Source organism: Flavobacterium sp. RSP46, from assembly GCF_003984825.1.
In the GTDB taxonomy this organism is placed as follows: domain Bacteria; phylum Bacteroidota; class Bacteroidia; order Flavobacteriales; family Flavobacteriaceae; genus Flavobacterium.
In genome coordinates this window covers 135,720-161,427 of the sequence record NZ_RYDM01000006.1, presented here as the reverse complement: position 1 = coordinate 161,427, position 25,708 = coordinate 135,720, and the positions used below count along the sequence as shown (strand labels likewise).

The window sequence follows — 25,708 nt, the reverse complement described above, 5'->3', positions numbered from 1 at the left end:
CATGAGGCTAGTAATTTTAGGTGGAGGCGAAAGCGGTGTTGGCACTGCTATTCTGGGTAAGAAAAAAGGATATGATGTTTTTGTGTCTGATTTTGGAAAGATAAAAGAGAATTACAAAGAGGTTCTTCTTATTAATGAAATAACATGGGAAGAGCAGCTGCATACGGAAGAATTGATTTTGAATGCTGATGTGGTGATGAAAAGTCCCGGAATTTCGGATAATTCTCCAATTGTAAAAAAATTAAAGGAGAAAGGAATCTCGGTAATTTCTGAAATTGAGTTTGCTGCTCCTTACACTGAGGCTACCATTATAGGGATAACTGGGAGTAACGGAAAGACCACCACTACAATGCTGACACATCATTTGCTAAAAGCAGCGGGGCTAAATGTAGGATTGGGGGGCAATATAGGAAAGAGTTTTGCCTGGCAAGTTGCTGATAATAAATATGATTTGTATGTGCTTGAATTGAGTAGTTTTCAGCTGGACGGGATTGAAAATTTCAAACCGCATATTGCCATAATTACCAATATAAGCCCGGATCATCTGGATCGATATAATTATAAATATGAAAATTATATTGACGCAAAATTCAGGATTACGATGAATCAGACTCAGGAGGATTACCTCATTTATGATGCAGATGACGAAGCCATCAATGAATGGTTCAAAACACACACAACAAAGGCGAAATTAATTCCTTTTTCATTGACTAAAACATTCAACGAAGGAGCTTATATACAAAACAACAAAATGGAAATAAAGATTAATCAGGAAGAGTTTACAATGGACACCGAACACATTGCTTTAGAAGGGAAACATAACATGAAAAACGCAATGGCAGCAACTTCTGTGGCAAAATTAATGCAAATAAGAAAAGCTACAATTCGGGAGAGTCTTTCTAATTTTCAAGGAGTAGAACACCGTTTAGAAAAAGTTTTTAAAATCCAAAACGTGCAGTATATTAATGATTCTAAAGCAACGAATGTGAACGCTACTTTTTTTGCATTAGACAGTATGAATGCTCCTACGGTATGGATTGTGGGCGGGGTTGATAAAGGAAATGATTACAATGAATTGATGTCCTTAGTGCGTGAAAAAGTTAAAGCGATTATCTGCCTTGGTGTGGATAATAAAAAGATAATTGATGTTTTTGGGAATGTGGTTGACATGATGATTGAAGTGTCCAGTATGGATGATGCGGTGAGAATGGCACAACGAGTATCAGAAAAAGGAGACGTAGTGTTATTGTCCCCGGCATGTGCCAGTTTTGATTTATTTGAAAATTATGAGGACAGAGGAAATCAGTTTAAACTAGCCGTTAGAAATTTATAGAAAAAAGGTTTTAGGTTCTAGGTGCTAGGTTTTAGCGCCAAAATCCAAAACCAAAAAAAGCCAAAACCAAAAATGAAGCAACTAATAAACAATTTGAAAGGAGATAGAGTAATTTGGTCATTCGTGGCTTTATTGGCTTTGTTTTCCTTTATGCCTGTTTTTAGTGCGAGTAGTAACTTGGCCTATCTTGGTCGGGGAACCGGAAATACATTGGGCTATTTAGTCAAACATTTGGCTCATATTTGTATTGGTTTTTTAATTATTTACTGGGTTCATAAAGTACCGTATCATTATTTTCGGGCTATTTCTAAAGTAGGATTGCCCGTTGTTTGGGTTTTATTGGCCTACACATTAATCAAAGGAACAGTTATTGCCGGCGCTAATGCCAGTCGATGGATTCAGGTTCCGTTTATTGGGGTCACGTTCCAAACGTCAACATTGGCCTCAATAGTGTTGTTTATTTTTGTAGCGCGGTACTTGTCTAAAACCAGAGAAGTCCCTATTACTTTTAAGTCTTCTATTTGGGAGCTTTGGACGCCGGTATTCATTACCTTAATGTTTATTTTGCCAGCTAATTTCTCAACAACGGCATTGATTTTTTCGATGGTATTGATGTTGGTTTTTATTGGAAAATATCCTATCAAATACATTGCAGTCATTCTGGGTTCAGGAATTGTATTTCTGGCCTTTTTTATTCTGCTTTCAAAAGCGTTCCCTGATTCGAAATTTTTTAGTAGGGTAGGAACTTGGGGAAACAGAATTGAAAGTTTTACCACAGATAAACCAGAGGAAGACGATTACCAAATTGAAAAAGCGAAAATTGCAATTGCATCCGGAAAAATATACGGATTAGGTCCGGGGAAAAGCATTCAAAAGAACTTTTTGCCACAATCTTCTTCTGATTTTATTTTTGCAATTATTGTAGAAGAATATGGGCTCATTGGAGGTTTAGGCGTGCTTACACTATACTTATTGTTGTTGTTCCGATTTGTTATTGCCTCACACAAAGCCACCACGCTCTTTGGGAAATTAGTAGTCATAGGTTTGGGTTTTCCAATGATATTCCAGGCCATGGTCAACATGGCTGTTGCTGTAGAATTATTGCCGGTCACTGGACAAACATTACCCTTGATTAGCAGCGGAGGAAGTTCTATCTGGATGACGTGTTTTGCCCTTGGAATCATTATTAGTGTGACCAAAAAAGAAGAAGAGATCGTACAAGAATTGAAAGAAGCAGCCAAAAGGGAAGAAGCACTTCAGAAATTAATCGATAGGGAACTAGAAGAAGAAACAGTGGTTGAGGAATCCTATTCTATTGAAGATAAAGCGAAAAATCCATTGCAGGCAGTTTTAAATAAATAAGTTGTTTTATAAAAACACAATAACGCAGTAATTGATTGAAAATGAAACAGTATAAATTCATATTAAGTGGAGGTGGAACGGGTGGGCATATCTATCCGGCAATTGCTATTGCTAATGAATTGAAAACTCGTTTTCCGGACGCTGATTTCCTTTTTGTAGGGGCCAAAGATAAAATGGAAATGCAAAAAGTACCTCAGGCAGGCTACAAAATAATAGGGTTATGGATTGCAGGATTACAAAGACGATTCACCTTTGATAACACTCTTTTTCCAATAAAACTGATTAGTAGTTTATTGAAATCACGTACTATAATCAAACAATTTAAACCAGATGTAGTAATAGGAACAGGTGGTTTTGCCAGTGGACCGTTGTTACAGATAGCAGCGCTTTGCGGAATTCCAACACTGATTCAGGAACAAAATTCCTTTCCAGGAATTACCAATAAATTGTTAAGCAAAAGAGCCAACAAGATTTGTGTGGCTTACGAGAATTTACAGCGATTTTTTCCGAAAGAAAAAATGATTTTGACTGGAAATCCTGTGCGTCAGGATTTAATTGATATTGACAGTAAAAGAGCGGAGGCAATTCGCTATTTTGATTTAGATCCCAATAAAAAAACGCTTTTGGTATTAGGAGGAAGTCTAGGTGCAAGAAGAGTAAATCAGTTGATTGCTAAAGAAATTCTAACTTTTTCAGCCCATAATGTACAAGTGATCTGGCAATGTGGGAAATTGTATTTTGAGGAGTATAAATATTGTCAAGAAAATGAAAACATACAAATTCATTCTTTTATTGACCGGATGGATTTAGTATATGCAGCAGCAGATTTTGTGATTTCCCGGGCAGGAGCATCTTCTGTTTCGGAATTATGCATTGTTGGTAAACCGGTGATTTTTATCCCTTCGCCTAATGTTGCAGAGGACCATCAAACTAAAAATGCGCAAGCTGTAGTAGATAAAAATGGAGCAATTCTGCTTAAAGAAAATCAACTGGACACACAATTTAGTGTTGTTTTTGAGTCCTTGGTCAATGATCCGGAAAAACAGAAAGAACTTAGTGAAAACATAAAACAGTTGGCTCTGCCAGAAGCAACAAAACAAATTGTAGATGAAATAATTAAATTAGTCCAAATCCGAAAGGCATAAAGTCAAATGACTTTAAAACTTTAAGGCTTTAAGACTTTAAGACATAAAAAAATGAACTTAAATCAAATACATAACGTCTATTTTATAGGGATTGGAGGAATCGGGATGAGTAATCTGGCTCGTTATTTTCGCAATTTGGGAAAGCAAGTTTCGGGTTATGATAAAACGCCTTCTATTCTTACTACGGAGTTAATTGAAAGTGGAATTTCAATTCATTTCGAAGACAGTATTGATTTGATTCCAAAAGATTTTTATCTAGACAATACACTGGTAATTATTACTCCGGCTGTTCCTAAGACGCATTCTGAGTGGAATTTTTTTGTAGAAAGAAATTACCAAATCAAAAAAAGAGCCGAAGTTTTAGGGTTAATTACAAAAGACACCTTTTGTTTTGCGGTTGCCGGAACACATGGTAAAACAACTACATCAGGGATTTTAGGCCATCTTTTGTACGAAAGTGGTGCTGATGTTACCGCGTTTATTGGTGGAATAGTCGAAAATTATAATTCAAATTTAATAGGAAGCGGTTCAACCGTGACTGTAGTTGAAGCGGATGAATTTGACCGTTCCTTTTTGCATTTGCATCCTAATATTGCATGTATTACCTCAATGGATGCGGATCATTTAGATATTTATGGAACCAGTGAAGCAATAGAAGCTTCTTTCATTGAATTTGCTTCTAAAATAGAAGATAAAAACAATCTTTTCATAACAAAAGAATTGCCATTAGAAGGCATCACTTGTGCAGTAAACGAAGCGGCTGTTTACAAGGCATTTAATGTTAGAGTAGGAAACGGCAGTTACGTTTTTGATGTGCAAACGCCTACCGAAATAATTAGAGATTTACATTTTGGTTTACCGGGAAGACATAATTTAATGAATGCATTAATGGCTATTGCAATGGCTAACTTATTCGGCACCCCAACCGATGCCATTGCAAAAGGCATTGCATCATTCAAAGGAATAAAAAGAAGATTTTCGTACCAAATAAAAACAGATAGAAAAGTATATATAGATGATTATGCGCATCATCCTACAGAGATAAATGCCGTGCATCAGGCAGTCAGCGAATTGTATCCAAATCAAAAAGTATTGGCTGTTTTTCAACCTCATTTGTTTAGTAGAACCAGAGATTTTGTGGATGATTTTGCTAAAAGTTTATCCGCCTTTGATGAGGTTGTTTTATTAGATATTTATCCGGCTCGTGAATTACCAATGGAGGGTGTTAACGCACAATGGTTGATGAGTAAAATGACTAATAACCATAAAAAAATAGTTTCTAAAGAGGATTTAATTCCAACAATTTTAGCAAGCAATGCTACTGTAATAGTAACAATTGGAGCAGGAGATATTGGAGAATTAGTACCAATCATAAAAAAAGCGATACATGAAAGTATTTAATTGGACCAATATTAGATTATTGCTCATGGTTGTGGTAGTGATTTTTCTTTTTTCGTTTACATCAGATCGAAATAAAAATAGAAAACTGACTAAATCTGTCGTTGTTTTTGTAGGGGATAACGCTCCTTTTGTGCGGCAAGAAACGGTTGATAAATTGTTAATAGAAAATAAAAAAGAGGCATCAAGCATTCAAAAAGTTAATTTAGATTTGAATAAGTTGGAATCCACTCTCGATGCACATGCGATGATTGAAAAATCACACGTATTTGTAACCATTGACGGGGTGTTAAAAGCAGTAGTCAAACAAAAAAATCCTATTGCCAGGGTTTTTGGTGAGAAAGGTTCTTTTTACATTGATTACGAAGGGAATAGAATGCCGTTATCAACTAATTTTACAGCAAGAGTTCCGCTTGTTTCAGGGAGAATAAATAAAAACAACAACGAAGATTTAACTAGTTTACTTCGCATGATTTATGAAGATGATTTTTTGAAAAAAAACATCATTGGAGTTCAAATTATGCCAAATGGAAGCTTAAAAATGTTAAACAGAAATTTTGACTATCAAATAGATTTTGGTAAATTGATACATGTAGCGCATAAATTTAAAAATTATAAAGCTTTTTTTCAAAAAGCGGTTTTAGACAGTTCGTTGTATAAATATAAGAAAATTGACCTCCGATTTACGGAACAAGTAGTTTGCACTAAATAATAGATAATGGAAAAAGAGAATATTGCAGTAGGTCTAGATATTGGGACAACTAAAATAGTTGCCATGATAGGCAAGAAGAATGAATATGGCAAACTAGAAATTTTAGGTGTAGGAAAATCTAAAAGTTTAGGTGTAGCAAGAGGCGTGGTAAATAATATTACTCAAACCATACAGTCAATACAGCAAGCGATTCAAGAAGCCGAAAATAATTCAGGTTATAAAATAAAAGATGTAGTGGTAGGAATCGCGGGACAACACATCCGCAGTATTCAGCATACTGATTATATCAGTAGAAGCAATCCCGAAGAAGTAATTGGAGGGAATGACATTCAGCTTTTGATTGATCAAGTAAATAAATTGGCCATGTTGCCAGGGGAAGAAATCATACATGTTTTGCCGCAAGAATTTAAAATTGACGGACAATCCGAAATCAAAGAGCCTATAGGAATGTATGGCGGACGATTAGAGTCTAGTTTTCATGTTGTAGTGGGGCAAGCTTCATCGATACGTAATGTAGGCAGATGCATTCAAAGTTCCGGAATCGAATTATCAGGTTTAACATTAGAACCATTGGCTTCAGCAGATGCCGTTTTGAGTCAGGAAGAAAAAGAAGCTGGAGTTGCATTGATCGATATTGGTGGAGGAACAACAGATTTGGCTATTTTTAAAGATGGTATTATTCGTCACACAGCGGTAATTCCTTTTGGTGGTAATGTCATTACGGAAGATATCAAAGAAGGATGCTCGATTATTGAAAAACAAGCTGAATTGTTGAAAGTTAAATTTGGTTCTGCTTGGCCAGGAGAAAACAGAGACAACGAAATTGTTTCCATTGCGGGATTAAGAGGTAGAGAACCAAAAGAAATTTCATTAAAGAATCTTTCCAAAATAATTCATGCGCGTGTTGTTGAGATTGTAGATCAAGTATTTACGGAGGTAAAAGCATACGGTCATGAAGATCCTCGCAAAAAGTTAATTGCAGGGATAGTGCTGACTGGCGGTGGTGCCCAATTGAAACATATCAAGCAGTTAGTAGAATACATTACTGGGATGGATACCAGAATTGGATATCCAAACGAACATCTGGCAGGGAATTCTGACGAGGAGATTTCAAGTCCTTTGTACGCAACAGCTGTTGGGTTAGTAATGAAAAGTATTGAGAATAAATCACAGAGTGCAGTTAGAAAAGATGCTGTAGAACAGCCAAGAACATTGGCTTACAGGGCAGCCGCGGCTGAAAATCTAGTTTATGAAATGCCTGAAAAAGAGGAAGAAGTTGAGAATTTAAAAGAAAAACATAATTCTACCGTAAACAGAATACAGAAAAATTTCTTTGATCGTTATGTTGATAAGATTAAAGATTTTCTGGATAATGCAGAATAGATAGTAAAAACATTCACAAGAATTAATAATAAATATCAAAAACCAAATAAAATGATGAGCAACTCAGAATTTGGAAGTATTTCATTTGATTTACCAAAAAACCAATCAAATGTAATCAAAGTTATTGGTGTAGGTGGAGGCGGAAGTAACGCCATCAATCACATGTTTAAACAAGGGATCAAAGGCGTAGATTTTATCGTGTGTAATACGGATTCTCAAGCTTTACAGAGTAGTTCTGTGCCTAATAAAATTCAGCTAGGAGTACACTTAACCGAAGGACTTGGTGCAGGAGCAAACCCGGATGTTGGACAGCAATCAGCTATTGAAAGCATTTCCGAGATTGAAAAAATGTTGGATCGCAATACTAAAATGGTATTTATTACAGCCGGAATGGGTGGTGGTACTGGTACGGGTGCTGCACCAGTAATTGCACAATTGGCTAAAGAAAGAGACATTCTTACTGTGGGTATTGTGACTTTGCCTTTCTTGTTTGAAGGGAAAGTGCGTCAGGAACAAGCCTTAATTGGTATCGAAAAATTACGCAAACAAGTCGATTCTTTAATTGTTATCAATAATAATAAATTAAGAGAAGTATATGGAAATCTTGGTTTCAAAGCAGGGTTTTCAAAAGCAGATGAAGTTTTGGCGACAGCCTCAAGAGGTATTGCCGAAGTAATTACGCATCACTACACCCAGAATATCGATTTAAGAGATGCGAAAACAGTATTGTTTAATAGCGGAACGGCTATTATGGGATCTTCTGTTTCTTCAGGTGAAAACAGAGCTAAGGAAGCGATTATCGCCGCTTTAGATTCTCCTTTGTTGAATGACAATAAAATTACAGGTGCCAAAAACGTATTGTTGCTTATCGTTTCTGGAACTAATGAAATTACCATTGACGAAATAGGAGAGATTAATGATCACATACAAGTGGAAGCAGGCCATAACGCTAACATTATCATGGGAGTTGGTGAAGATGAATCTCTGGGAGACGCTATTGCTGTGACCATTATTGCCACAGGATTTGATATCGAGCAACAAAACGAAATTGTAAATACAGAACCCAAAAAAATAATACATACACTTGAGGACGAACAGCGAAGTGTTCATAATCTGACCAACAAGACAGTTGCTGCATTTGATTTGAATATGGAATCACCATCGACAAATTCAAATGAGAGAGTTATTTTTGATTTATTAGAAGATACAGTAGCTGCTCCTGAGCCAGTGGTAACGGTGCCAGTCATTAATAACGAAGAACTAATCGTTATGTCTGAATTTATCAAAAACTTAGATGTGACTTTTGAAATTGTTTCTCCAATAACAGATATTGATTTTACAATCACATCACCTGTCGCCGAGGTTAAAGAGCTAAAGACTATTCAGCCAAAAGCAGTAGAAAGACAGGAACAAACTACATTCTCCTTTGATCTGCCACTTTTTAAAACAGCGCCTGTAGTTCCGGTAGAGGCCAGTAAAATTTTATTTGAATTGACTCCAGAAACGAGTGATATAAGAGTAAATGAAGCCGTTCAATTTGTTCCGGTAACGGAATTGACAGATAACGGAATCATTAAATATTCTCTTGAAGAATATATGGAGCCAGAAAATGATTTCATGGCAAAACCAGTAGCGAAAACTCCAGAGGTTGTAATTCCGGAGGAATTAAATATTACCATGAAACAAGTTGACAGCGCAGCGCTGGTTCCAGTTGACTTTCAGGCAATTTCGCCTACTGAAATGACTATCGAAGAATCATTGCGAATGAGAGCGGATGAAAGAAGGAAAAAATTAAAAGAATTCAATTATAAGTTTCATAACAATGTCTCTAAAATTGAAGAATATGAAAAAGAACCGGCTTACAAAAGATTAGGAATAGACATTTCAAACCATCAAGCTAATAATACGAATTCTAGAATTTCTGTAGGAACGGATAGTAATAATGATTTGCAGCTGCGTTCAAATAATTCATACTTACACGATAACGTGGATTAATGAACTCAAAATAAACTAAGTAACCCGAAAATTTAATTTGATTTTCGGGTTACTTTTTTTGTGTAATCTGAACAAGGCAATTTGTTGTTAATTCCAGTAAATTTTTTTAAATTTGTCGGGCATTAAAAAAGCGGTTGTTTCAAGTCCCGCAAAAAAAGCAGGAGCCTTTACTACCCTTTTGAACATTCAGAAAAGTAGTGGTTTTATAATGAGCATTTCAATAATCGATTTGATAAATAATCGATTAATAAATAAACACTAAATATTATGAGTTTATCAATACACATCATGGACGAAATTAAAACCGCCATGAGAGCCAAAGACACAGTTGCTCTAGAAGCCTTAAGAGCTATTAAATCTGAAATTTTACTAGCGCAAACCGCTACAGGATCAAAAGAAGAAATCTCAGCGGATGATGAAATAAAATTGCTTCAAAAATTAGTAAAAACCCGTAAGGATAGCGCTAAAATTTTTACAGAACAAAATCGTTTGGATTTGGCTGAACCAGAATTAGCACAAATAGCAGTAATAGAAAAATTCTTGCCAGCACAATTAAGCGAAGCAGAAGTAGAAGCTGTAGTAGCAAAAATCATTGCCGAAACTGGTGCCGCAGGCATTGCAGCAATGGGAAAAGTAATGGGATTGGCCGCAGCACAATTAGGTGGAACTGCTGAGGGGAAAACGATCTCTACTATAGTTAAAAAATTATTGACATAGATTTATGATTTAAGAGTAACAGTTTTATATATAGGATATAAAACTGTTGCTGAATAATCTGAAATAATATTGACTGCGTAGTTCAACTGGATAGAATATCAGATTTCGACTCTGAGGGTTGCAGGTTCGAACCCTGCCGTGGTCACTTTAATACCCTGTTTACAGTACTTAACAAACATTTTAGTTAACATTTAGTTATCCATTTTAAAAAACACTCATTTTCTGGGTGTTTTTTTAGTTCATATAAGTAACTGAAATAAATTAAAATTCCCCTCTAATATTTAAAAAAAATCTGATTAATCAACTATTAATAGAATTTAATTAAATAATGTTTACACGCACGTAACAGATAATGCAATATTCAATATAATTCAATTGATTGATTTTATACACGCGTAACAGATAGGTGCAAACCTTTATTTTTACGCTTGTTTAATTTGAATTTAATTAGGTAATGCAAAAAAATCGCTCATCTCTGAACGGTTGTTTTTACATCATAAGTGAATTTTCAATTATGCCCAACGGGTAACGATATCAAATAATTTCATTTTGTCCGATTTAAGTATTTGAAAGTTCGAATGAAATTAATGAAAATTGGAACAAATCAAGGCGAATATTTCTTTGTATATTTGCAACCTCAAAAATAATTTAAATAATGATCGAAGATAAAAACCCACAACGCACAAGTATTGCTCAGTTAGGCGAATTTGGATTGATTGCCCATTTGACAAAAAACTTCAAAATCAATCAGCCTTCAACTTTAAAAGGAATTGGCGATGACGCCGCTGTTTTGGATTTCAAAGATAAAAGAGTAGTAGTTTCGACGGATTTATTGATAGAAGGTGTGCATTTTGATTTGGCATACATGCCCTTAAAACATTTGGGCTACAAAGCGGTAGTGGTCAATGTTTCTGATATTTGCGCTATGAATGCTAAACCCACGCAAATCACGGTTTCAGTAGCAGTCTCTAATCGTTTTCCTTTAGAAGCTTTGGATGAATTGTTTGCAGGAATTACGCATGCTGCAAATGAATACAATGTAGATGTTATCGGTGGAGATACGACTTCCTCCCAGAAAGGGTTAATCATCAGTATAACTGCCATTGGCGAAGCAGATGAAAATGAAATCGTGTATAGAAATGGTGCCAAACAAACGGATTTATTAGTCGTAACTGGCGATATTGGGGCTGCTTATATGGGGTTGCAAGTTTTGGAACGCGAAAAGCAAGTGTTTCAGGTGAATCCAAATTCACAACCAGATTTAGATGCGTACACATATTTAATTGAACGACAATTGAAACCGGAAGCACGCAAAGATGTTCGTACTCTATTGCACGCTTTAGAAATAAGACCAACTTCAATGATTGATATTTCAGATGGATTATCGTCTGAGATTATGCATTTGTGCAAACAATCTAAGGTAGGGTGTAATTTATACGAAGACAAACTACCAATTGATCCAACATTTATTAATGTTTGTGAAGAATTCGATATCGACAGTACCACTGTTGCCATAAACGGAGGCGAAGATTATGAATTGCTTTTCACTATTGCTATGGACGATTTTGAAAAAATCAAAGGGAATCCAAACTTTACAATCATTGGGCACATGACACAAGAAAGCGAAGGCATTCATTTAGTGACTCGTGCCAACACGAAAATAGCATTGAAAGCTCGTGGTTGGGATGCTTTGAGTGAATAGAAATCTCTTTAAAACAAATAAAAAACGACACCTATTAAGTGTCGTTTTTTATTTGATAAAATTAAAATAGCAATCCTTTGTTTTTAGCTTCCTGGACTAAATCAATATCGCTTCCATGTTCTATTTTTAATAATTCTTTTAAATTCAGTTTGCGTTGCTCAATTGCTCCAAGTGAAATTGGAATATATTGTGGAATGTCATTCAGCTTGGTTCCTTTTGATATATGAAACAAAATATCTTTATCAAATTGATCAATTTCTATTGTGTTTTCCTCTGCCTGATTCAACATTTTTAAAACGGACTGGCTGTAATATTTTTCGTTTTTTATAACCTTATCGAAAGCAAAAATTAATTCATCAAAAGTTAAATCGTTTTTTATAACCAGTCCACTTGGATTTATTGTTTTGATAATGGTTTTTATCTTCAACAATTCGGTATACATGGTTAGTAATATAATTTTGCAGTTTGGCATGTATTCTAATATTAATTTTGCCAAATCCTCGCCGGAATAAATATTTTTTTCTTCATAAGGCGGCATACTAATATCTAAAAAAGCAATGTCAAATGGCACAACAGCTGGATTGGTAATAATATGGTAGGCTGATTCGCAATCTTTTGCTTTAGTTATAAAAAACTCGAATTCCTCCGGATTATACCTCGTAATTGCATTTTTATATCCTTCTATTATAAAAGGATGGTCGTCAACTATTAATATTTCATTCTTTGTTTTTACTGTATCAACGGAATCATTAGCCATTTTGTATAAGTTGTAAGATTGTTTTTATTCTATTGGGGTGGTAACCGTTATAATTGTTCCTCCTTTTTTTGAGGATTGTATGTCAAAGATACCATCGCATTCTTTGGTCCGAAAAAGTATGTTTTGCAGACCAATGCCTTTTTTAGCTGTTTTTATATTAAAACCAACACCATTGTCACTAATTTTTAAAATCAAATGATCTTCTTCTTTTCTTAGTTCTATTTTAATGGTATTAGCATTAGCATATTTATTACTGTTTTGGAGTGCTTCCTGCAGAATACGGTATAAATTGATTTTTAGTGAGTTACTTACTAGTTCCCATTTTATAGCTGGATCAATACTTGAAATTAATTTTGATTTATGAGTCTTTTTTTGGTCTTCAAATAAATTATCAACTATGGCGACGAAGTTATTAATTAATTCTGATTTTTCTCTATTCAAGTCATGTGAAATTTCTCGAATATCCTGCTCAATATTTTTTAATTCTATTAAATAATTATTTCTCTTCTCCACAGCAGTCCCGTCAACAATCTTATTCAAGCTGTCCAAGTTAATTCGCACTCCAAATAGTCTGCCTAAAACGCCGTCGTGTAATTCGCGTGCTACTCTTTTCTTTTCCTTAATTCTATTTATTTCAATCGTGTTTTGTTGTGTGATCATTAAATTATAGATCTCTTCATTGGCCATTTGCTGTTGTTGCTTGAATAACAATTCTCTGTTTTTTGCTTTTTGGGTTCTTATGACAAAGGAAAATAAACCAAGCATTGCTAAACCACTAAAAATATAAACTAAATTCCTGTTTTGTTGTACTAAGTCCTTATTCTCGTTTTTTATTTCCTCTGTTTCGTATTCGATACGGGTAAATTTATTACCCATTTTACGTTCTGATTTTTGTAATTTCTCGCTGACTTTAATGTATTCGTTTCCATAAACTGCAGCGTTTTGTGGCTCTATAATTGATAATTGCTTCAGCGAATTTAAAACATTACGATAATTGTTTGTTTTTTTGGATAATTCAAGGGCTTGTTTGGCAAACTGACTTGCTCGTAAAGTTTCATTCTTTGAAATGAAATATTCGGATAAATTTATTTTACTGGCTATGACACCCGCACTAAGTTGTAAACTATCTCTGGTTTTTAATGACCGAAAGAATAAATCTGGCAACCCTTCCTTTTCATTAAGCTTGAATTTAGAATACGCTAAATTATTCAATAACATGGCGTGCAATGAGGGTTTATCTTTAAATACATTTTTTTGATCTAGTCCTTTTTGAAAATATCTTTTCGCCTGCTTGTAGTCTTGCGTCTTAAGGTGGAGGTAACCAATGTTATTGTAGGAAGTCGCTTTTGGCTGATAAAAAGAGGCCATTAACTCGTCATCAATACTGGCTAAAGCTCTATTGTGATACCGCATTGCATTTTTATAATCCTCTAGTTCATTATAAATTAATCCTAATAAATTGTAAGCATCATACAAGATGTCGCTTTGGTTTGTGTTCTTTATGATTTTTAAAGCTTTAGAAGCCGCTTTTTCAGCCCCTAAAAAATCACTTTGATTAAATTGTATGTTTGCCTTTCTTATAATCGTTTTTGCCAGATTATAGTTGTCATTTAGCTCAATATATATTTTTTCTGCCTTGTCATAGTACAAAAAAGAACTATCCGGAATACCTTGAGAGTCATAATAATCTCCTAAATAATTATTCCCTTTTGCCATACTAAAAGCATCCTGCTGCATTGCAGATTTTTCAAGTACCAATCGTACCGTTCTTTTATACTCCTTCCAATTTTCTAAGTTATAATAGCGATTAGCAATTTTGAACAGGTTTACACGATATAAAGAATCATTTTCTTGGGGAGTTATGACTTGAAGTGCTTTTTTTACGTATTTTTCTCGTTGCTCAGACGGCAAATCAAAATCGTTGGACAATAAAAAATATGTAGAAAGGCTGTCTTTAGAATCTAAAGTAATTTTATTTGGAGTATTTTTTTGAGTACATCCACAAAATAAAAAAATAAAAAAAAGTGTTGTATATATAGGATGTTTCAATAGCAAAAAGTTTTACCATCAAAAATAAGAAAATAAACGTATTAGCATAAAAAAAGCTGCCAAAAATTTGACAGCTTTCTTAAATCAATATATTTACTAATATTTTGTTAGTCCATTTTCTTATTCCCCTGACTTGTTGATCCATTTCCAGCAAGATTTAGTTGTACGTTTTCAATTTTGAAAACTTCTGCTTTGTTATCATTTTTTGTTGTTGAAGTAATTTCTTCATTTGAAGTAAATGAAGTTAATACCATTACTAAAGAAAATAATCCGATTGTTAAAATTGCTTTTTTCATAATTTGGGAATTTTATATTGTTGTTTGATTTTACTTTTCTAGAACCACATTAGCGTGGAATTCTTTTGTAAATCTACACAGACAACTTAATTTTTTCCTACAAAAAAAGGGGTATATGGTAGAACCTGCCCGAATGATAGTGAATGGGTATTAAATCCGGGTGAACGGACAATTTTAGATTTCTAAATAATTTCCGTTAGCAAATTCAGAGATAATAAGGTCGATGTTTGTCTTGTAAGACTTAGAAAAAGGAAGTTTTACGGTACTGTTTTTTATGTAACACACAGAATTTCCGCTGTGAATTCTGGAAATATAGTTCCTATTTACAATATAACTGTTGTGAATCCTAATAAAGGGATATGACAATACCCCTTCAAAATGTTTCAATGTTTTAAAAGCCGTAATCATTTCCCCGTTATTTAAATGAATGTCCGTTGAATTATTATCGGCTCTAAGGTAACAGATGTCTTTTGCATCAATATAGCGATAATCCCCATATGATTTAATGCACAAAGTGAGTGACTGGCCCTGATGTACTGTTTCAGGTTGTGGCAGGAACGTTGGCTTTTCTTCAAGGATGATCGATTCATTTAAAGCAACCTCGCTTTCTACTTCCGATTTATTTAATTTTAAAATCAATTTTATTACATCGATTGGTACCAGTGGCTTTAATAAATAATCCATCACTTCATATTGTATTGCTTCAAAAGCCAACTCTTTTTTACGGGTGGTAATAATAATTTTAGGGATTATTTTTAGGTAACGGTGCAATTCATTGATCAATGCCAAAGACAAATTGCTAGTTGTATCAACAGGATCGATTTCAAGAAAAACTAATTGTGGCGTATGTTCTAAAATTAGATGTAGTCCATCAGTATAATTATTTGCGGAGGCCACAAAAGTTAGTTCTGAAAAACCATCAGCAATGCCTTTTGTTTTCAAAACACTTTCTTGATTGTCGTCAATAATAATGTACGAATAATTCATCAATTGCTTTTCCTGGGATTGTTAAGCATTACATCCGATTTCCAAAGCAAAATATACTTTGGTTTATTAAATTAGGTGGGGTGTTTTAGCAATTTAATGAAACAATAATATCAAAAAATGACTAAAATACTTGTGTTTAACATTCTAAAAATAAGCATTTAACTATTTTTTTATAGGTCTTGTTAATATGTTTTTAACAAATGTTGATACATTAAGATGAAATGCAGATTTATCCGATTAAGAACATGATTACTGTTTTAATAGACGTTTGAATTTAAATTCATTTCGTAAACACCTCTAGTTGTCAGCATAAAAACTTTCCTAAAGTGAAGCTGTTACTTGTTGTGCTGATGATTCAAAGAGCATGAATGTCGATTGATAATAACTTTGTCCGAATTAACCACCAAAAAGTAACTGTTAAAAATATTTTTTTTAAAAATTTATCTTACTTTTATTCCAAAAAACAAAAACTATGAAAAAATTATTTGTCTTAATTTGCTTAACTTCTTCTTTATTTGGTTTTAGCCAAGAAAAAGAAACAATTGATTTTCGAAGAAATGAATTAAAAGGGAATGCGCTATTTTTAGTTCTAGGAGCGGTAGAATTAACTTATGAACGACTAATTAATGAGGATACTGGATTAGGAATTTCACTCTTTTTTGTGGCTGAAGATGAATTTGACACTAACTTTAGTCTTACTCCATACTACCGCGCTTATTTTGGAAAAAAACCAGCTGCTGGATTTTTTGTAGAAGGTTTTGCAATGTTAAATTCATATATAGATCACGGCTACACAACATACTATTACGATAATGGAACGACAATAACTAATTTTGTAGCAGATGAAGTAGGAGCTGATTTCGCACTTGGTTTTGGTCTAGGATCCAAATGGATTCATAGAAAAGGATTCGTCTTTGAATTTAATGCTGGAATAGGACGCAATTTATTTAGTGATAATAGTCCAGAGATAGTAGGACGTGGCGGAATAACGTTAGGATACCGATTTTAAACAAAAAAGCTTCTCAATCGAGAAGCTTTTTTTGAATATAGACTACAAATAATTATATTTTCATCAGCCAGTTTTTCATTGAAACTTCATTTTCAATAATTGATTTCAAATCTGCAATAGCCACACGGTCTTGTTTCATCGTGTCTCTGTGACGAATAGTAACCGTTTGATCTTCGATAGTTTGATGATCTACTGTGATACAAAACGGCGTTCCAAGCGCATCTTGTCTTCTGTAGCGTCTTCCTACGGCATCTTTTTCATCATACGTCACATTAAAATCCCAACGCAAATCGTCAATGATTTTATGTGCGATTTCTGGCAATCCGTCTTTTTTTACCAATGGCAAAATTGCTGCTTTAGTTGGAGCCAGAACCGAAGGTAATTTCAAAACAGTTCTTGTGGAGCCATCTTCTAATGTTTCTTCTTTTAATGAAGTGGCAAAAACAGCCAAAAACATTCTGTCTAATCCAACTGAAGTTTCCACTACATAAGGAACGTAATTCTGATTTAATTCAGCATCAAAATATTGTAATTTTCTGCCGGAAAACTGCTCGTGTGCTTTCAAATCAAAATCAGTTCTGGAGTGAATTCCTTCTAACTCTTTGAATCCAAACGGGAAATTAAATTCAATATCAGCCGCTGCATTGGCATAATGGGCTAATTTTTCATGATCGTGAAAACGATAATTTTCTCTTCCTAAACCAAGTGATAAATGCCATTTCAAGCGGGCTTCTTTCCAGAATTCATAATGCTTCATTTCATCGCCTGGACGCACAAAAAATTGCATTTCCATTTGTTCAAACTCCCGCATACGAAAAATAAACTGTCGGGCTACGATTTCATTTCTAAACGCTTTTCCAGTTTGTGCAATTCCAAAAGGAATTTTCATTCGTCCTGATTTTTGAACATTTAGGAAATTGACAAAAATACCTTGTGCCGTTTCCGGACGCAAATATAAATCCATTGCTGTATCTGCGGATGCGCCTAATTTGGTGCCAAACATTAAGTTAAACTGACGCACTTCGGTCCAGTTTCTGGAACCCGTTTCCGGACAAGCAATCTCCAGTTCTTCGATTAATGCTTTTACATCTTCCAAATCTTCATTTCCTAAAGAACGTCCCAATCGTTCCAGAATTTCTCTCTCTTTGGATTTATACTCTATAACGCGAGGATTTGTAGTCACAAATTCCTGTTCATTGAAGGTGTCACCAAAACGCACTCTTGCCTTTTCGATTTCCTTGATTGCTTTTATGTTGAGTTTTTCAGCATAATCTTCAATCAAAACATCGGCTCTATATCTTTTTTTTGAATCTTTGTTGTCTATCAATGGATCATTGAACGCGTCTACGTGACCCGATGCTTTCCAGGTAGTTGGGTGCATCAATATAGAGGCATCAAGACCTACAATGTTATCGTTCATTTGAACCATGGCGCGCCACCAATATTCGCGTATGTTCTTTTTTAATTCTACTCCGTTTTGTGCATAATCATAGACTGCACTTAAACCATCGTAAATTTCGCTTGACGGAAAAATAAATCCGTATTCTTTTGCATGCGAAATTACATTCTTAAATAAATCTTCTTGTTTTGCCATAATACTGCAAAAATATAAAAAGTGAACTTAAAAAAAAGGAAATTGTTAAAGATTGAAGCATTGTTTTGTCTATTTTTATAAACAAATCCCTGATTACATGTTTGAAAGCATTATTAATCTTTTTTTTCCAAAGGTCTGTTCCGGTTGCAACGCCTTTTTAATTGCGAACGAAAATGTGATTTGTACGGTTTGCAGACACGATATTCCGTTGACCAATCATCATTTGAATCCAGAGAATGATGCTTTCAAAAAATTTTACGGACGAATTCCTGTCGTGCATACTTCTGCTTTGTTTTATTTTCATAAAAAGGGAATTGTCCAAGTGCTTATTCATAATTTGAAATACAAAGGACACGAAGAAATAGGAACAATTCTTGGGGAATGGTACGCTGAGGATTTGAAAAACATTGAATTATTAACAACTGTAAATGAAATTATTCCAGTTCCATTGCATCGAAGGAAACTAAAAGAAAGGGGATACAACCAAGTTACTGCTTTTGGAAAAGCACTTTCCACTCGTTTAAATGTAGCTTACAATGACTCACTTTTGATTCGGAATGTGTATTCAAAAACGCAATCCAAGAAAAATTTACTAGGCAGAACGGAAGGAATCGAATCTATTTTTGATGTTTCCTTTACTGAAAAAAATCACAACAAACATTTCCTTTTAATTGATGATGTTATTACAACCGGAGCCACCTTAGAAGCTTGTTCCCGGGCTATACTTAAAATACCGGGTGCAAAAATCAGTATTGTTTGTATGGCGATGGCGCAGTCGTAATTTGGATATTTCGGTTCCAAAACATGTATTTAAAACAGAATGATACCTTAAAGCACAGTCGTTTTTTAGCGCTGATTACTTCACCTAACTTTTACTCTTATAGGAGTTCGGTGAACTTTGTTTGAAGTAAAAATCCTTTTTATGCGCCTTTTCGGTGGATAAAAGATTGGAACAGACGAAGTAAAGAGCTCCTGAAAACAAGTATGTTACAACTCCAAAGAGCGCACTATTAATTAATTTAATGAAATTATAACGAAATAGAATTTCCATTTCCAAAGTTAAATGATTAAATTTGGATAAAATATTTATAAATCATTAAACAATCATATTATGGCTTTTGAATTACCACAATTACCTTATGCGTATGACGCATTAGAACCTTATATTGATGCCCGCACGATGGAAATTCATCACTCGAAACATCACAATGCGTATACTACCAATCTTAATGCTGCTATCGCAGGAACGGATATGGAAGGAAAGACGATCGAAAATATTTTGATTAATCTTGACATGAAAAACATGCCTGCTCGTAATAACGGTGGTGGTTTTTACAATCATAATTTGTTTTGGACGGTAATGACGCCAAATGGTGGCGGACTTCCAACTGGAGATTTATTGGCTGCAATTGAAGCTGCTTTTGGAACTTTTGAAGAATTTAAAGCATCGTTCAGCAAAGCTGGAGCAACTCAATTTGGTTCTGGATGGGCGTGGCTTTGTGTTCATAAAGGAGGTAAAGTTGAGGTTTGCGGAACTCCTAACCAAGACAATCCATTAATGCCAGGCATAGGTTGTGGCGGAACTCCAATTTTAGGAATGGATGTTTGGGAACATGCTTATTATTTGCATTATCAAAACAGAAGACCAGATTATATCGAAGCCTTTTTCAATGTAATTAACTGGACGGAAGTGGCGAGAAGATTTGCTTTAGAGAAATAGTCTTTTAAGAGAATAGAATATAGAGAATAGACAAAATAACTTAAAAGTTAATTTGTCTATTTTTTTATGCCTCATAGATTGTCCACACTTTCTATCAAAAAAGACGAATAAACTCTTGGCTATTCGTCTTTTTCCTATTCTCTTCCTTCTACTTTCTTTTTACCTCACTTTATTCCAATAAAAAAGTAACTCTAAAAATAAAAGTTATAAACTTTATCACTCTAGTTTTTACTCAGTTTATTTAGAGTTTTTCTACAAATATTGTCTTCGCAGTACTTTCCTATTCCACAGTTTTATACTTTATAAATACAGCTCAATTCTTTTAAACAACAATGACAGTTTGTAGTGACTTATAATCTTAAAACACTAACAAATAAGCACATGGTTTTTAAAAATAATATAAATAGTGTTATTTTTATGTTAAAAAAAATATTTTTAGAATAAATTTAGTGTAATTTCACTTACAAATATTAACCATAAAATATTAGTCATGAAAAAAATCAAAAAAATTCTGTTCTGTTCTGTTCTGTTTTGTTCTGTTTTGTTCTGTTCCGTTCTTAAATAGTTGCTCAGAGCCTACTAACGATATCATACCGGAACAACAATTAACTAAAAATTTAACTCAGTTAAAAAAAAAGGCTATTACTACAATTTTAAGTATGAGTAATGATTCTGAATTTAAATCATTCATTTTAACGGAATGCTTAAAACAAAGTCATGGAGATTACAATGTCTATTTTTCAACAATTATTGAGAAATATAAATCAAAAAAAAGTGAATTTGCTAACTCATTATCAGTATTAAGATCAAATATGATGAAGATAAATGGAGGTATAGAGCCATTGCTTTTTTATCCACAAGCCGAAACTATCGAGAATATAGCTTATAAAAAAAGATTTAGGACTAGTAATGGAGAGCCATTAGTAATAGGCATATACGACTCCGATTTAACCCCCTCATTTACCGCATCAGGCTACATTATTCAAAATGATGGAACATTGCAATACCATGGTGAAATTACTGAGGATTTTGCGTGGGAAAATGATGTTTGGGTAATAGGATTAGAAGAAGACACTAACGATTATTCTTTATCTTACACAGATTTACCTTCATTTATTCCAGTAGCAGTTAACACATCATTAAGAACCCAAGGACAAGCTGAGTATGCTGGCATCATACAAGTAACTGATTTAAATGAAGTTGAACCTTGGACTAGTGGCAAACTAGAATTTACAATTGTTGTAATGAGTGCTAATGGTGTAATCATTAGTAATAGAAAATTTCCCAAAAGAAAAAGATCTAATTTTAAAGATAATAAATGGTATGACTACAACCATTTTGTAGGCAATTGGAACACTAGTACGTTTGGAAACTGGATGTATGAAAAATGGATAGAAAGAGATGGAGGGAAATCTGCATCTATAACTGTTTCAATTCCACCACCAGCAGGTAGCAATGGCCCAACAACTACAATAAATATCCCTTCAGAAGACAGAGATAATGACCTTGGATTAGCAACCATCCAATTTTCTGATAATATTGATCAAGTTTACAATATTAGTTATGCTAATATAAAACGAAGAAAATAATAAAACACAACAGTTCAACACATGAAATCAATAGCCCTATTATTATTCTTTCTTCCAGCATTACTTTGTGCTCAAGACACTACAGCACTATTAAACAAATCCTTACAAGTAGATATGGGTACTGGGTTGCATGGTAGTGGCGATCTTGCTGGTTTAACATTAAATACGAGTTATACGCACTATTTCAGAAAAAAAGTCTCCTACACTATAGAAATTGGAACAAGCATTCACTATGGCTCTAGCGCTTTATACTACACTGACAATTTTGGAAAAAACATTGATGGATCGTATAGATTTACTACAGCAGGAATTCAATTAGCTGGTAAAATTGGATTGAGTGTTTTTAGAAATAAAAAAAATGACCTAGGCCTACGACTAGGACCATTAGTACGCTACCAATCATCTTCTACCCCTGACGATATAAATACTATATTTCCTGCCGCCGGAACCGGATTTAATGTGCCAATTACTATTATTGGTAATGAAAACCCTCAGAACACCGTAGCTCTTGGAGGTACTTTTCAACTATTTTATAACTATTCTATTTCTAATAAAATATACACCGGCCCCAGCGCGGGTTTTCAAATTGATTCAAATGGAGATACCATCACAAATATTTCTTTGGCTTGCGGCATAAAATTTTAGTTAAAAGGCACAGCAAAAACACTCAAGTATCAAGAAGATTTACTTTAGAGAAATAGTTTTTTTTATGCCTTATAGTTCGCCCACATTTTACTACAAAAAAGACGAATAAACTCTTGGCTTATTTGTCTTTTTCTATTTTCTTTATTCTGTTCTCTTTCTTCTATGCTCTTTTTTCAGACTTCATTCCAATAAAAAAGGTGGAATCTCTTCCACCTTTTTTGCCCCAAATTTACCATAACCTTAACCTACTAATGTTATGGTGATTCAAATTTATACTAGTTGTTACTACCCTTACAAATAAATTAGATGAATAACATGGAAAACCGATTAAAACCTTATCAGCACCAATTATTAGTATGCTCTAGCATCTTTCCCCTCATAAAAATTCATAAAAGCCCTATTAACGACTCTATTTCCTCCTGGCGTTGGATAATCACCCGTAAAATACCAATCCCCTAAATTTTTAGGACAGGCAATATGCAAATCTTCTACCGTTTGGAAAATGATTTTTACCTCGGCCTTTATCTCCGGTGAGCTTAACATTTGTGCAATTTTATCCGAAACCTCTTGCGGTTGAAAAGGCGCATATATTGCTGTTACATAATTGATAACTTCGGTGTCATTGAAGTTTTCCTGTGCTTTACATTTCACATATACCTCATCAACAATATGATACATGTTTCTTTCTTTTAGCAATTCTAAAGCGGCTTTAAAAGCTACTAATCCTTCTAGTTTTGCCATATCAATACCGTAACAATCCGGATACCGTATTTGCGGTGCAGAGGATACGATTACAATTCTTTTTGGATTCAAACGATCCATCATTTTGATGATACTCATTTTCAGGGTTGTACCTCGAACAATACTATCATCGATAATTACTAAATTATCCGTTGGCTTTATGACGCCGTACGTAACATCATACACATGGGCAACCAAATCATCACGGCTGCTGTCCTCTGTAATAAACGTTCTAAGTTTTGCGTCTTTAATCGCTACTTTCTCCGTACGAATTTTGACAGAAAGGAGTTCTTGTAATGATTCCTTAGTTAAGGTATTTCTATTTTGAAGAATATAATTGTTCTTTCTTTGATTCAGAAAATCTTGAGCTGCTTCCACCAATCCGTAGAAAGACGTCTCGGCAGTATTTGGAATATAAGAGAAAACCGTATTGTCTGTGTCTTGATCAATTGATTTTAACACCGCCGGAAGTATCAGTCTTCCTAATGTTTTTCTTTCCTGATATATTTCAGCATCACTTCCTCTTGAGAAATAAATTCGTTCAAAAGAACAGGCTTTTTTTACTGTTGGAGGAAGAATCTCTTCCATGGAAACCGTACCGTTTTTCTTAATTATTAATGCAGTTCCAGGTTCTATTTCTTGAACTTTTTCGAAAGGCACATTGAAAACGGTTTGTATAACCGGTCTTTCAGAAGCAACAACAACTACTTCGTCATCTTGATAAAAATAAGCTGGACGTATCCCGGCAGGATCTCTAAAGACAAATGAATCACCGTGACCTAAAAGTCCAGCCATAGCATATCCTCCATCTAAATTTTTAGAAGAACGTCTCAAAATTTTAGCAATATCCAAGCGTTCGGCAATTACAGGAGAAGCTTCTCTTTTAGACAAACCTTCTTCTTTACAATCCTGATACAACTGCATCACTTCTTTGTCCAGAAAATGTCCGATTTTTTCCATAACCGTAACCGTATCTGCCATTTCTTTTGGATGCTGACCCAATTCTACCAAATTTTGAAAAAGTTCTTTCACATTGGTCATATTGAAATTCCCGGCCAATATCAGATTTCGATGCATCCAATTGCTTTGACGCAGAAATGGATGAACGCTTTCGATACTATTTTTTCCAAAAGTTCCATAACGCACATGACCCAAAAACAATTCGCCTAGGTAAGGAATATTCTCTTTTTGAAGCGCTACATCATCCGCATATTCAGGATGAGCTGCCATCTCTTCATTTATTCTTTCATTTATTTGTTTAAATACATCTTGAATAGGCTGCGAATGGTTTGATCGCACGCGACTTATGTATCGCTCACCAGGTTCAACATCCATTTTAATACTTGCAAAACCTGCTCCGTCTTGCCCGCGATTGTGCTGCTTTTCCATAAGGAGATACATTTTTTGTATTCCGTAAAAAGCCGTTCCGTATTTCTCTTTGTAAAATTCAAGCGGTTTGAGTAGTCTAACTAGTGCTATTCCACATTCGTGTTGTAAAGCGTCGCTCATTGTGTTGTTGTTTGTTGTTGTGTTATTCTAAAAAATGAATTGGACTGATTTATATGTGGGCAATAATCAAACCAGTTTGGTATCTCTTATATTTTTTTAACAAAAAAACCCCGTTTCCGAGGTTTCCATGTATTATAATTCTATGTCAAACTGTGTCAATGATTTAAATTGTTTTAATCTGGACACAACTTCCTCTTTATCTAAATTAACCATCCGTTCCGTTCCAAATTTCTCCACACTAAATGAGGCTAAATTAGAACCGTATATAACCGCATTTTTCATATTCTCAAAAGAGATGTTTTCACTCTGTGTTAAATATCCTGCAAAACCTCCCGCAAAAGTATCTCCTGCTCCTGTTGGATCAAAAACTTCTTCTAATGGCAGTGCTGGCGCAAAGAAAACTTCTTTATTGTGAAACAAAAGTGCTCCGTGTTCACCTTTTTTAATTACTACATATTTAGGCCCCATATTATGGATCTTAGCGGCCGCTTTCACTAAAGAATATTCTCCCGAAAGTTGTCTTGCTTCTTCGTCATTGATTGTAATCACATCAACACGTTTCATCACATCCAATAATTCAGGCAAAGCACAATCCATCCAAAAATTCATAGTGTCGAGCACCACTAATTTTGGTTTAGTTTCCATTTGGTCAATTACGCTACTTTGTACTAATGGATGTAAATTTCCTAACATTACTATATCTGCATTTTTAAAATTCTGAGGGACTTTCGGTTGAAAATCACCCAAAACATTAAGTTCCGTTGCTAATGTATCTCTTGAATTCAAATCGTTATGGTAAAGACCGCTCCAAAAAAACGTTTTTCCACCTTTTACTACTTCAAGTCCAGAAATATCAATGTTTCTTGCTGTCAATAAATCTAAATATTCTTGTGGAAAATCATCGCCAACGACAGAAACTATGGCAGATTGTAAATTAAAAAAAGAAGCCGAAAGTCCTATATAAGGTGCAGCTCCACCTAAAATTTTATCCGTTTTGCCAAAAGGCGTTTCTATAGCATCAAAAGCAACGCTTCCAACAATCAATAATTTATTCATTTATGTAGA

Annotated in this window: 21 protein-coding genes and 1 tRNA gene; 15 read left to right on the top strand and 7 right to left on the bottom strand. The window is 34.4% G+C overall.

The window, feature by feature from the left end:
- Position 1: 1 nt before the first annotated feature.
- The 10 genes from murD to thiL all read left to right on the top strand — a co-directional run bounded on the left by murD (position 2) and on the right by thiL (position 11,747).
- Positions 2–1,333 carry a UDP-N-acetylmuramoyl-L-alanine--D-glutamate ligase gene (gene murD, locus EKM01_RS11105; protein WP_126461723.1) on the top strand — a complete coding sequence of 444 codons (1,332 nt, stop codon included), beginning with the start codon at positions 2–4 and terminating at the stop codon, positions 1,331–1,333.
- Between the two features lie 72 nt (positions 1,334–1,405).
- The gene (locus EKM01_RS11100) at positions 1,406–2,695 is read left to right on the top strand and encodes an FtsW/RodA/SpoVE family cell cycle protein (protein WP_126461726.1); all 1,290 of its coding nucleotides are present in this window, start codon (positions 1,406–1,408) and stop codon (positions 2,693–2,695) included.
- Between the two features lie 41 nt (positions 2,696–2,736).
- Positions 2,737–3,840, top strand: a complete 1,104-nt coding sequence (gene murG, locus EKM01_RS11095) for an undecaprenyldiphospho-muramoylpentapeptide beta-N-acetylglucosaminyltransferase (protein ID WP_126461729.1) — start codon at positions 2,737–2,739, stop codon at positions 3,838–3,840.
- Between the two features lie 51 nt (positions 3,841–3,891).
- Positions 3,892–5,241: a UDP-N-acetylmuramate--L-alanine ligase gene (gene murC, locus EKM01_RS11090; protein WP_126768341.1), complete on the top strand. Its 1,350-nt coding sequence runs from the start codon at positions 3,892–3,894 to the stop codon at positions 5,239–5,241.
- A complete protein-coding gene (locus EKM01_RS11085) occupies positions 5,228–5,950 on the top strand; it encodes a cell division protein FtsQ/DivIB (protein WP_126768338.1) in 723 nt (240 codons plus the stop codon). The genes murC and EKM01_RS11085 overlap by 14 nt, the downstream gene beginning before the upstream one ends.
- A gap of 6 nt (positions 5,951–5,956) precedes the next feature.
- Positions 5,957–7,333, top strand: a complete 1,377-nt coding sequence (gene ftsA, locus EKM01_RS11080) for a cell division protein FtsA (protein WP_126768335.1) — start codon at positions 5,957–5,959, stop codon at positions 7,331–7,333.
- A 51-nt stretch (positions 7,334–7,384) separates the two neighbouring features.
- Positions 7,385–9,328 (top strand): cell division protein FtsZ, encoded by a 1,944-nt coding sequence (gene ftsZ / locus EKM01_RS11075; RefSeq protein ID WP_126768332.1) that lies wholly within the window; start codon positions 7,385–7,387, stop codon positions 9,326–9,328.
- A 267-nt stretch (positions 9,329–9,595) separates the two neighbouring features.
- Positions 9,596–10,045 carry a GatB/YqeY domain-containing protein gene (locus tag EKM01_RS11070; RefSeq protein ID WP_126768329.1) on the top strand — a complete coding sequence of 150 codons (450 nt, stop codon included), beginning with the start codon at positions 9,596–9,598 and terminating at the stop codon, positions 10,043–10,045.
- A 71-nt stretch (positions 10,046–10,116) separates the two neighbouring features.
- Positions 10,117–10,190: transfer RNA gene (locus EKM01_RS11065), tRNA-Arg, on the top strand.
- A 510-nt stretch (positions 10,191–10,700) separates the two neighbouring features.
- Entirely contained in the window at positions 10,701–11,747 is a 1,047-nt protein-coding gene (gene thiL / locus EKM01_RS11060; RefSeq protein WP_126461746.1) for a thiamine-phosphate kinase, read from the top strand.
- 61 nt (positions 11,748–11,808) lie between these two features.
- Here the strand turns inward: thiL and EKM01_RS11055 are convergent, their stop codons facing one another.
- The 4 genes from EKM01_RS11055 to EKM01_RS11040 all read right to left on the bottom strand — a co-directional run bounded on the left by EKM01_RS11055 (position 11,809) and on the right by EKM01_RS11040 (position 15,836).
- Positions 11,809–12,504: a response regulator gene (locus tag EKM01_RS11055; RefSeq protein ID WP_126563795.1), complete on the bottom strand. Its 696-nt coding sequence runs from the start codon at positions 12,502–12,504 to the stop codon at positions 11,809–11,811.
- Between the two features lie 24 nt (positions 12,505–12,528).
- Entirely contained in the window at positions 12,529–14,433 is a 1,905-nt protein-coding gene (locus EKM01_RS11050) for a tetratricopeptide repeat protein (protein WP_233589322.1), read from the bottom strand.
- A gap of 227 nt (positions 14,434–14,660) precedes the next feature.
- A complete protein-coding gene (locus EKM01_RS11045; protein WP_126461753.1) occupies positions 14,661–14,849 on the bottom strand; it encodes a hypothetical protein in 189 nt (62 codons plus the stop codon).
- A gap of 174 nt (positions 14,850–15,023) precedes the next feature.
- Positions 15,024–15,836 (bottom strand): LytTR family DNA-binding domain-containing protein, encoded by an 813-nt coding sequence (locus tag EKM01_RS11040; RefSeq protein WP_126461756.1) that lies wholly within the window; start codon positions 15,834–15,836, stop codon positions 15,024–15,026.
- Positions 15,837–16,308: 472 nt separating this feature from the next.
- Between EKM01_RS11040 and EKM01_RS11035 the strand changes: the two genes are divergently transcribed.
- On the top strand, positions 16,309–16,845 hold the full coding sequence (locus EKM01_RS11035) for a DUF3575 domain-containing protein (protein ID WP_126569000.1): 537 nt from the start codon (positions 16,309–16,311) through the stop codon (positions 16,843–16,845).
- A gap of 52 nt (positions 16,846–16,897) precedes the next feature.
- Here the strand turns inward: EKM01_RS11035 and EKM01_RS11030 are convergent, their stop codons facing one another.
- On the bottom strand, positions 16,898–18,439 hold the full coding sequence (locus tag EKM01_RS11030) for a glycine--tRNA ligase (RefSeq protein ID WP_126461762.1): 1,542 nt from the start codon (positions 18,437–18,439) through the stop codon (positions 16,898–16,900).
- A 97-nt stretch (positions 18,440–18,536) separates the two neighbouring features.
- On the opposite strand from EKM01_RS11030, the gene EKM01_RS11025 reads away from it, so the two are divergent.
- The 4 genes from EKM01_RS11025 (at position 18,537) to EKM01_RS11010 (ending at position 22,393) form a co-directional block, all read left to right on the top strand.
- The gene (locus EKM01_RS11025; protein ID WP_126461765.1) at positions 18,537–19,220 is read left to right on the top strand and encodes a ComF family protein; all 684 of its coding nucleotides are present in this window, start codon (positions 18,537–18,539) and stop codon (positions 19,218–19,220) included.
- 330 nt (positions 19,221–19,550) lie between these two features.
- A complete protein-coding gene (locus EKM01_RS11020; protein ID WP_126461769.1) occupies positions 19,551–20,159 on the top strand; it encodes a superoxide dismutase in 609 nt (202 codons plus the stop codon).
- A gap of 659 nt (positions 20,160–20,818) precedes the next feature.
- Positions 20,819–21,748, top strand: a complete 930-nt coding sequence (locus tag EKM01_RS11015; RefSeq protein ID WP_126461772.1) for a hypothetical protein — start codon at positions 20,819–20,821, stop codon at positions 21,746–21,748.
- A gap of 21 nt (positions 21,749–21,769) precedes the next feature.
- Positions 21,770–22,393, top strand: coding sequence for a hypothetical protein (locus EKM01_RS11010; protein WP_126461775.1), 624 nt, complete (start codon positions 21,770–21,772; stop codon positions 22,391–22,393).
- Between the two features lie 351 nt (positions 22,394–22,744).
- Here EKM01_RS11010 and EKM01_RS11005 read toward each other — a convergent pair whose 3' ends face one another.
- Complete coding sequence (locus EKM01_RS11005) at positions 22,745–24,643, bottom strand: amidophosphoribosyltransferase (RefSeq protein WP_126452719.1); 1,899 nt, start codon at positions 24,641–24,643, stop codon at positions 22,745–22,747.
- Between the two features lie 132 nt (positions 24,644–24,775).
- Positions 24,776–25,699: a PfkB family carbohydrate kinase gene (locus EKM01_RS11000; protein ID WP_126461778.1), complete on the bottom strand. Its 924-nt coding sequence runs from the start codon at positions 25,697–25,699 to the stop codon at positions 24,776–24,778.
- Positions 25,700–25,708 lie beyond the last annotated feature (9 nt).

Bases quoted from the DNA above. Each gene is read 5' to 3' on its own strand.
- murD (WP_126461723.1), top strand. From the start codon at position 2: ATGAGGCTAGTAATTTTAGGTGGAGGCGAAAGCGGTGTTGGCACTGCT.
- EKM01_RS11100 (WP_126461726.1), top strand. From the start codon at position 1,406: ATGAAGCAACTAATAAACAATTTGAAAGGAGATAGAGTAATTTGGTCA.
- murG (WP_126461729.1), top strand. From the start codon at position 2,737: ATGAAACAGTATAAATTCATATTAAGTGGAGGTGGAACGGGTGGGCAT.
- murC (WP_126768341.1), top strand. From the start codon at position 3,892: ATGAACTTAAATCAAATACATAACGTCTATTTTATAGGGATTGGAGGA.
- EKM01_RS11085 (WP_126768338.1), top strand. From the start codon at position 5,228: ATGAAAGTATTTAATTGGACCAATATTAGATTATTGCTCATGGTTGTG.
- ftsA (WP_126768335.1), top strand. From the start codon at position 5,957: ATGGAAAAAGAGAATATTGCAGTAGGTCTAGATATTGGGACAACTAAA.
- ftsZ (WP_126768332.1), top strand. From the start codon at position 7,385: ATGATGAGCAACTCAGAATTTGGAAGTATTTCATTTGATTTACCAAAA.
- EKM01_RS11070 (WP_126768329.1), top strand. From the start codon at position 9,596: ATGAGTTTATCAATACACATCATGGACGAAATTAAAACCGCCATGAGA.
- thiL (WP_126461746.1), top strand. From the start codon at position 10,701: ATGATCGAAGATAAAAACCCACAACGCACAAGTATTGCTCAGTTAGGC.
- EKM01_RS11055 (WP_126563795.1), bottom strand. From the start codon at position 12,504: ATGGCTAATGATTCCGTTGATACAGTAAAAACAAAGAATGAAATATTA.
- EKM01_RS11045 (WP_126461753.1), bottom strand. From the start codon at position 14,849: ATGAAAAAAGCAATTTTAACAATCGGATTATTTTCTTTAGTAATGGTA.
- EKM01_RS11040 (WP_126461756.1), bottom strand. From the start codon at position 15,836: ATGAATTATTCGTACATTATTATTGACGACAATCAAGAAAGTGTTTTG.
- EKM01_RS11035 (WP_126569000.1), top strand. From the start codon at position 16,309: ATGAAAAAATTATTTGTCTTAATTTGCTTAACTTCTTCTTTATTTGGT.
- EKM01_RS11030 (WP_126461762.1), bottom strand. From the start codon at position 18,439: ATGGCAAAACAAGAAGATTTATTTAAGAATGTAATTTCGCATGCAAAA.
- EKM01_RS11025 (WP_126461765.1), top strand. From the start codon at position 18,537: ATGTTTGAAAGCATTATTAATCTTTTTTTTCCAAAGGTCTGTTCCGGT.
- EKM01_RS11020 (WP_126461769.1), top strand. From the start codon at position 19,551: ATGGCTTTTGAATTACCACAATTACCTTATGCGTATGACGCATTAGAA.
- EKM01_RS11015 (WP_126461772.1), top strand. From the start codon at position 20,819: ATGAGTAATGATTCTGAATTTAAATCATTCATTTTAACGGAATGCTTA.
- EKM01_RS11010 (WP_126461775.1), top strand. From the start codon at position 21,770: ATGAAATCAATAGCCCTATTATTATTCTTTCTTCCAGCATTACTTTGT.
- EKM01_RS11005 (WP_126452719.1), bottom strand. From the start codon at position 24,643: ATGAGCGACGCTTTACAACACGAATGTGGAATAGCACTAGTTAGACTA.
- EKM01_RS11000 (WP_126461778.1), bottom strand. From the start codon at position 25,699: ATGAATAAATTATTGATTGTTGGAAGCGTTGCTTTTGATGCTATAGAA.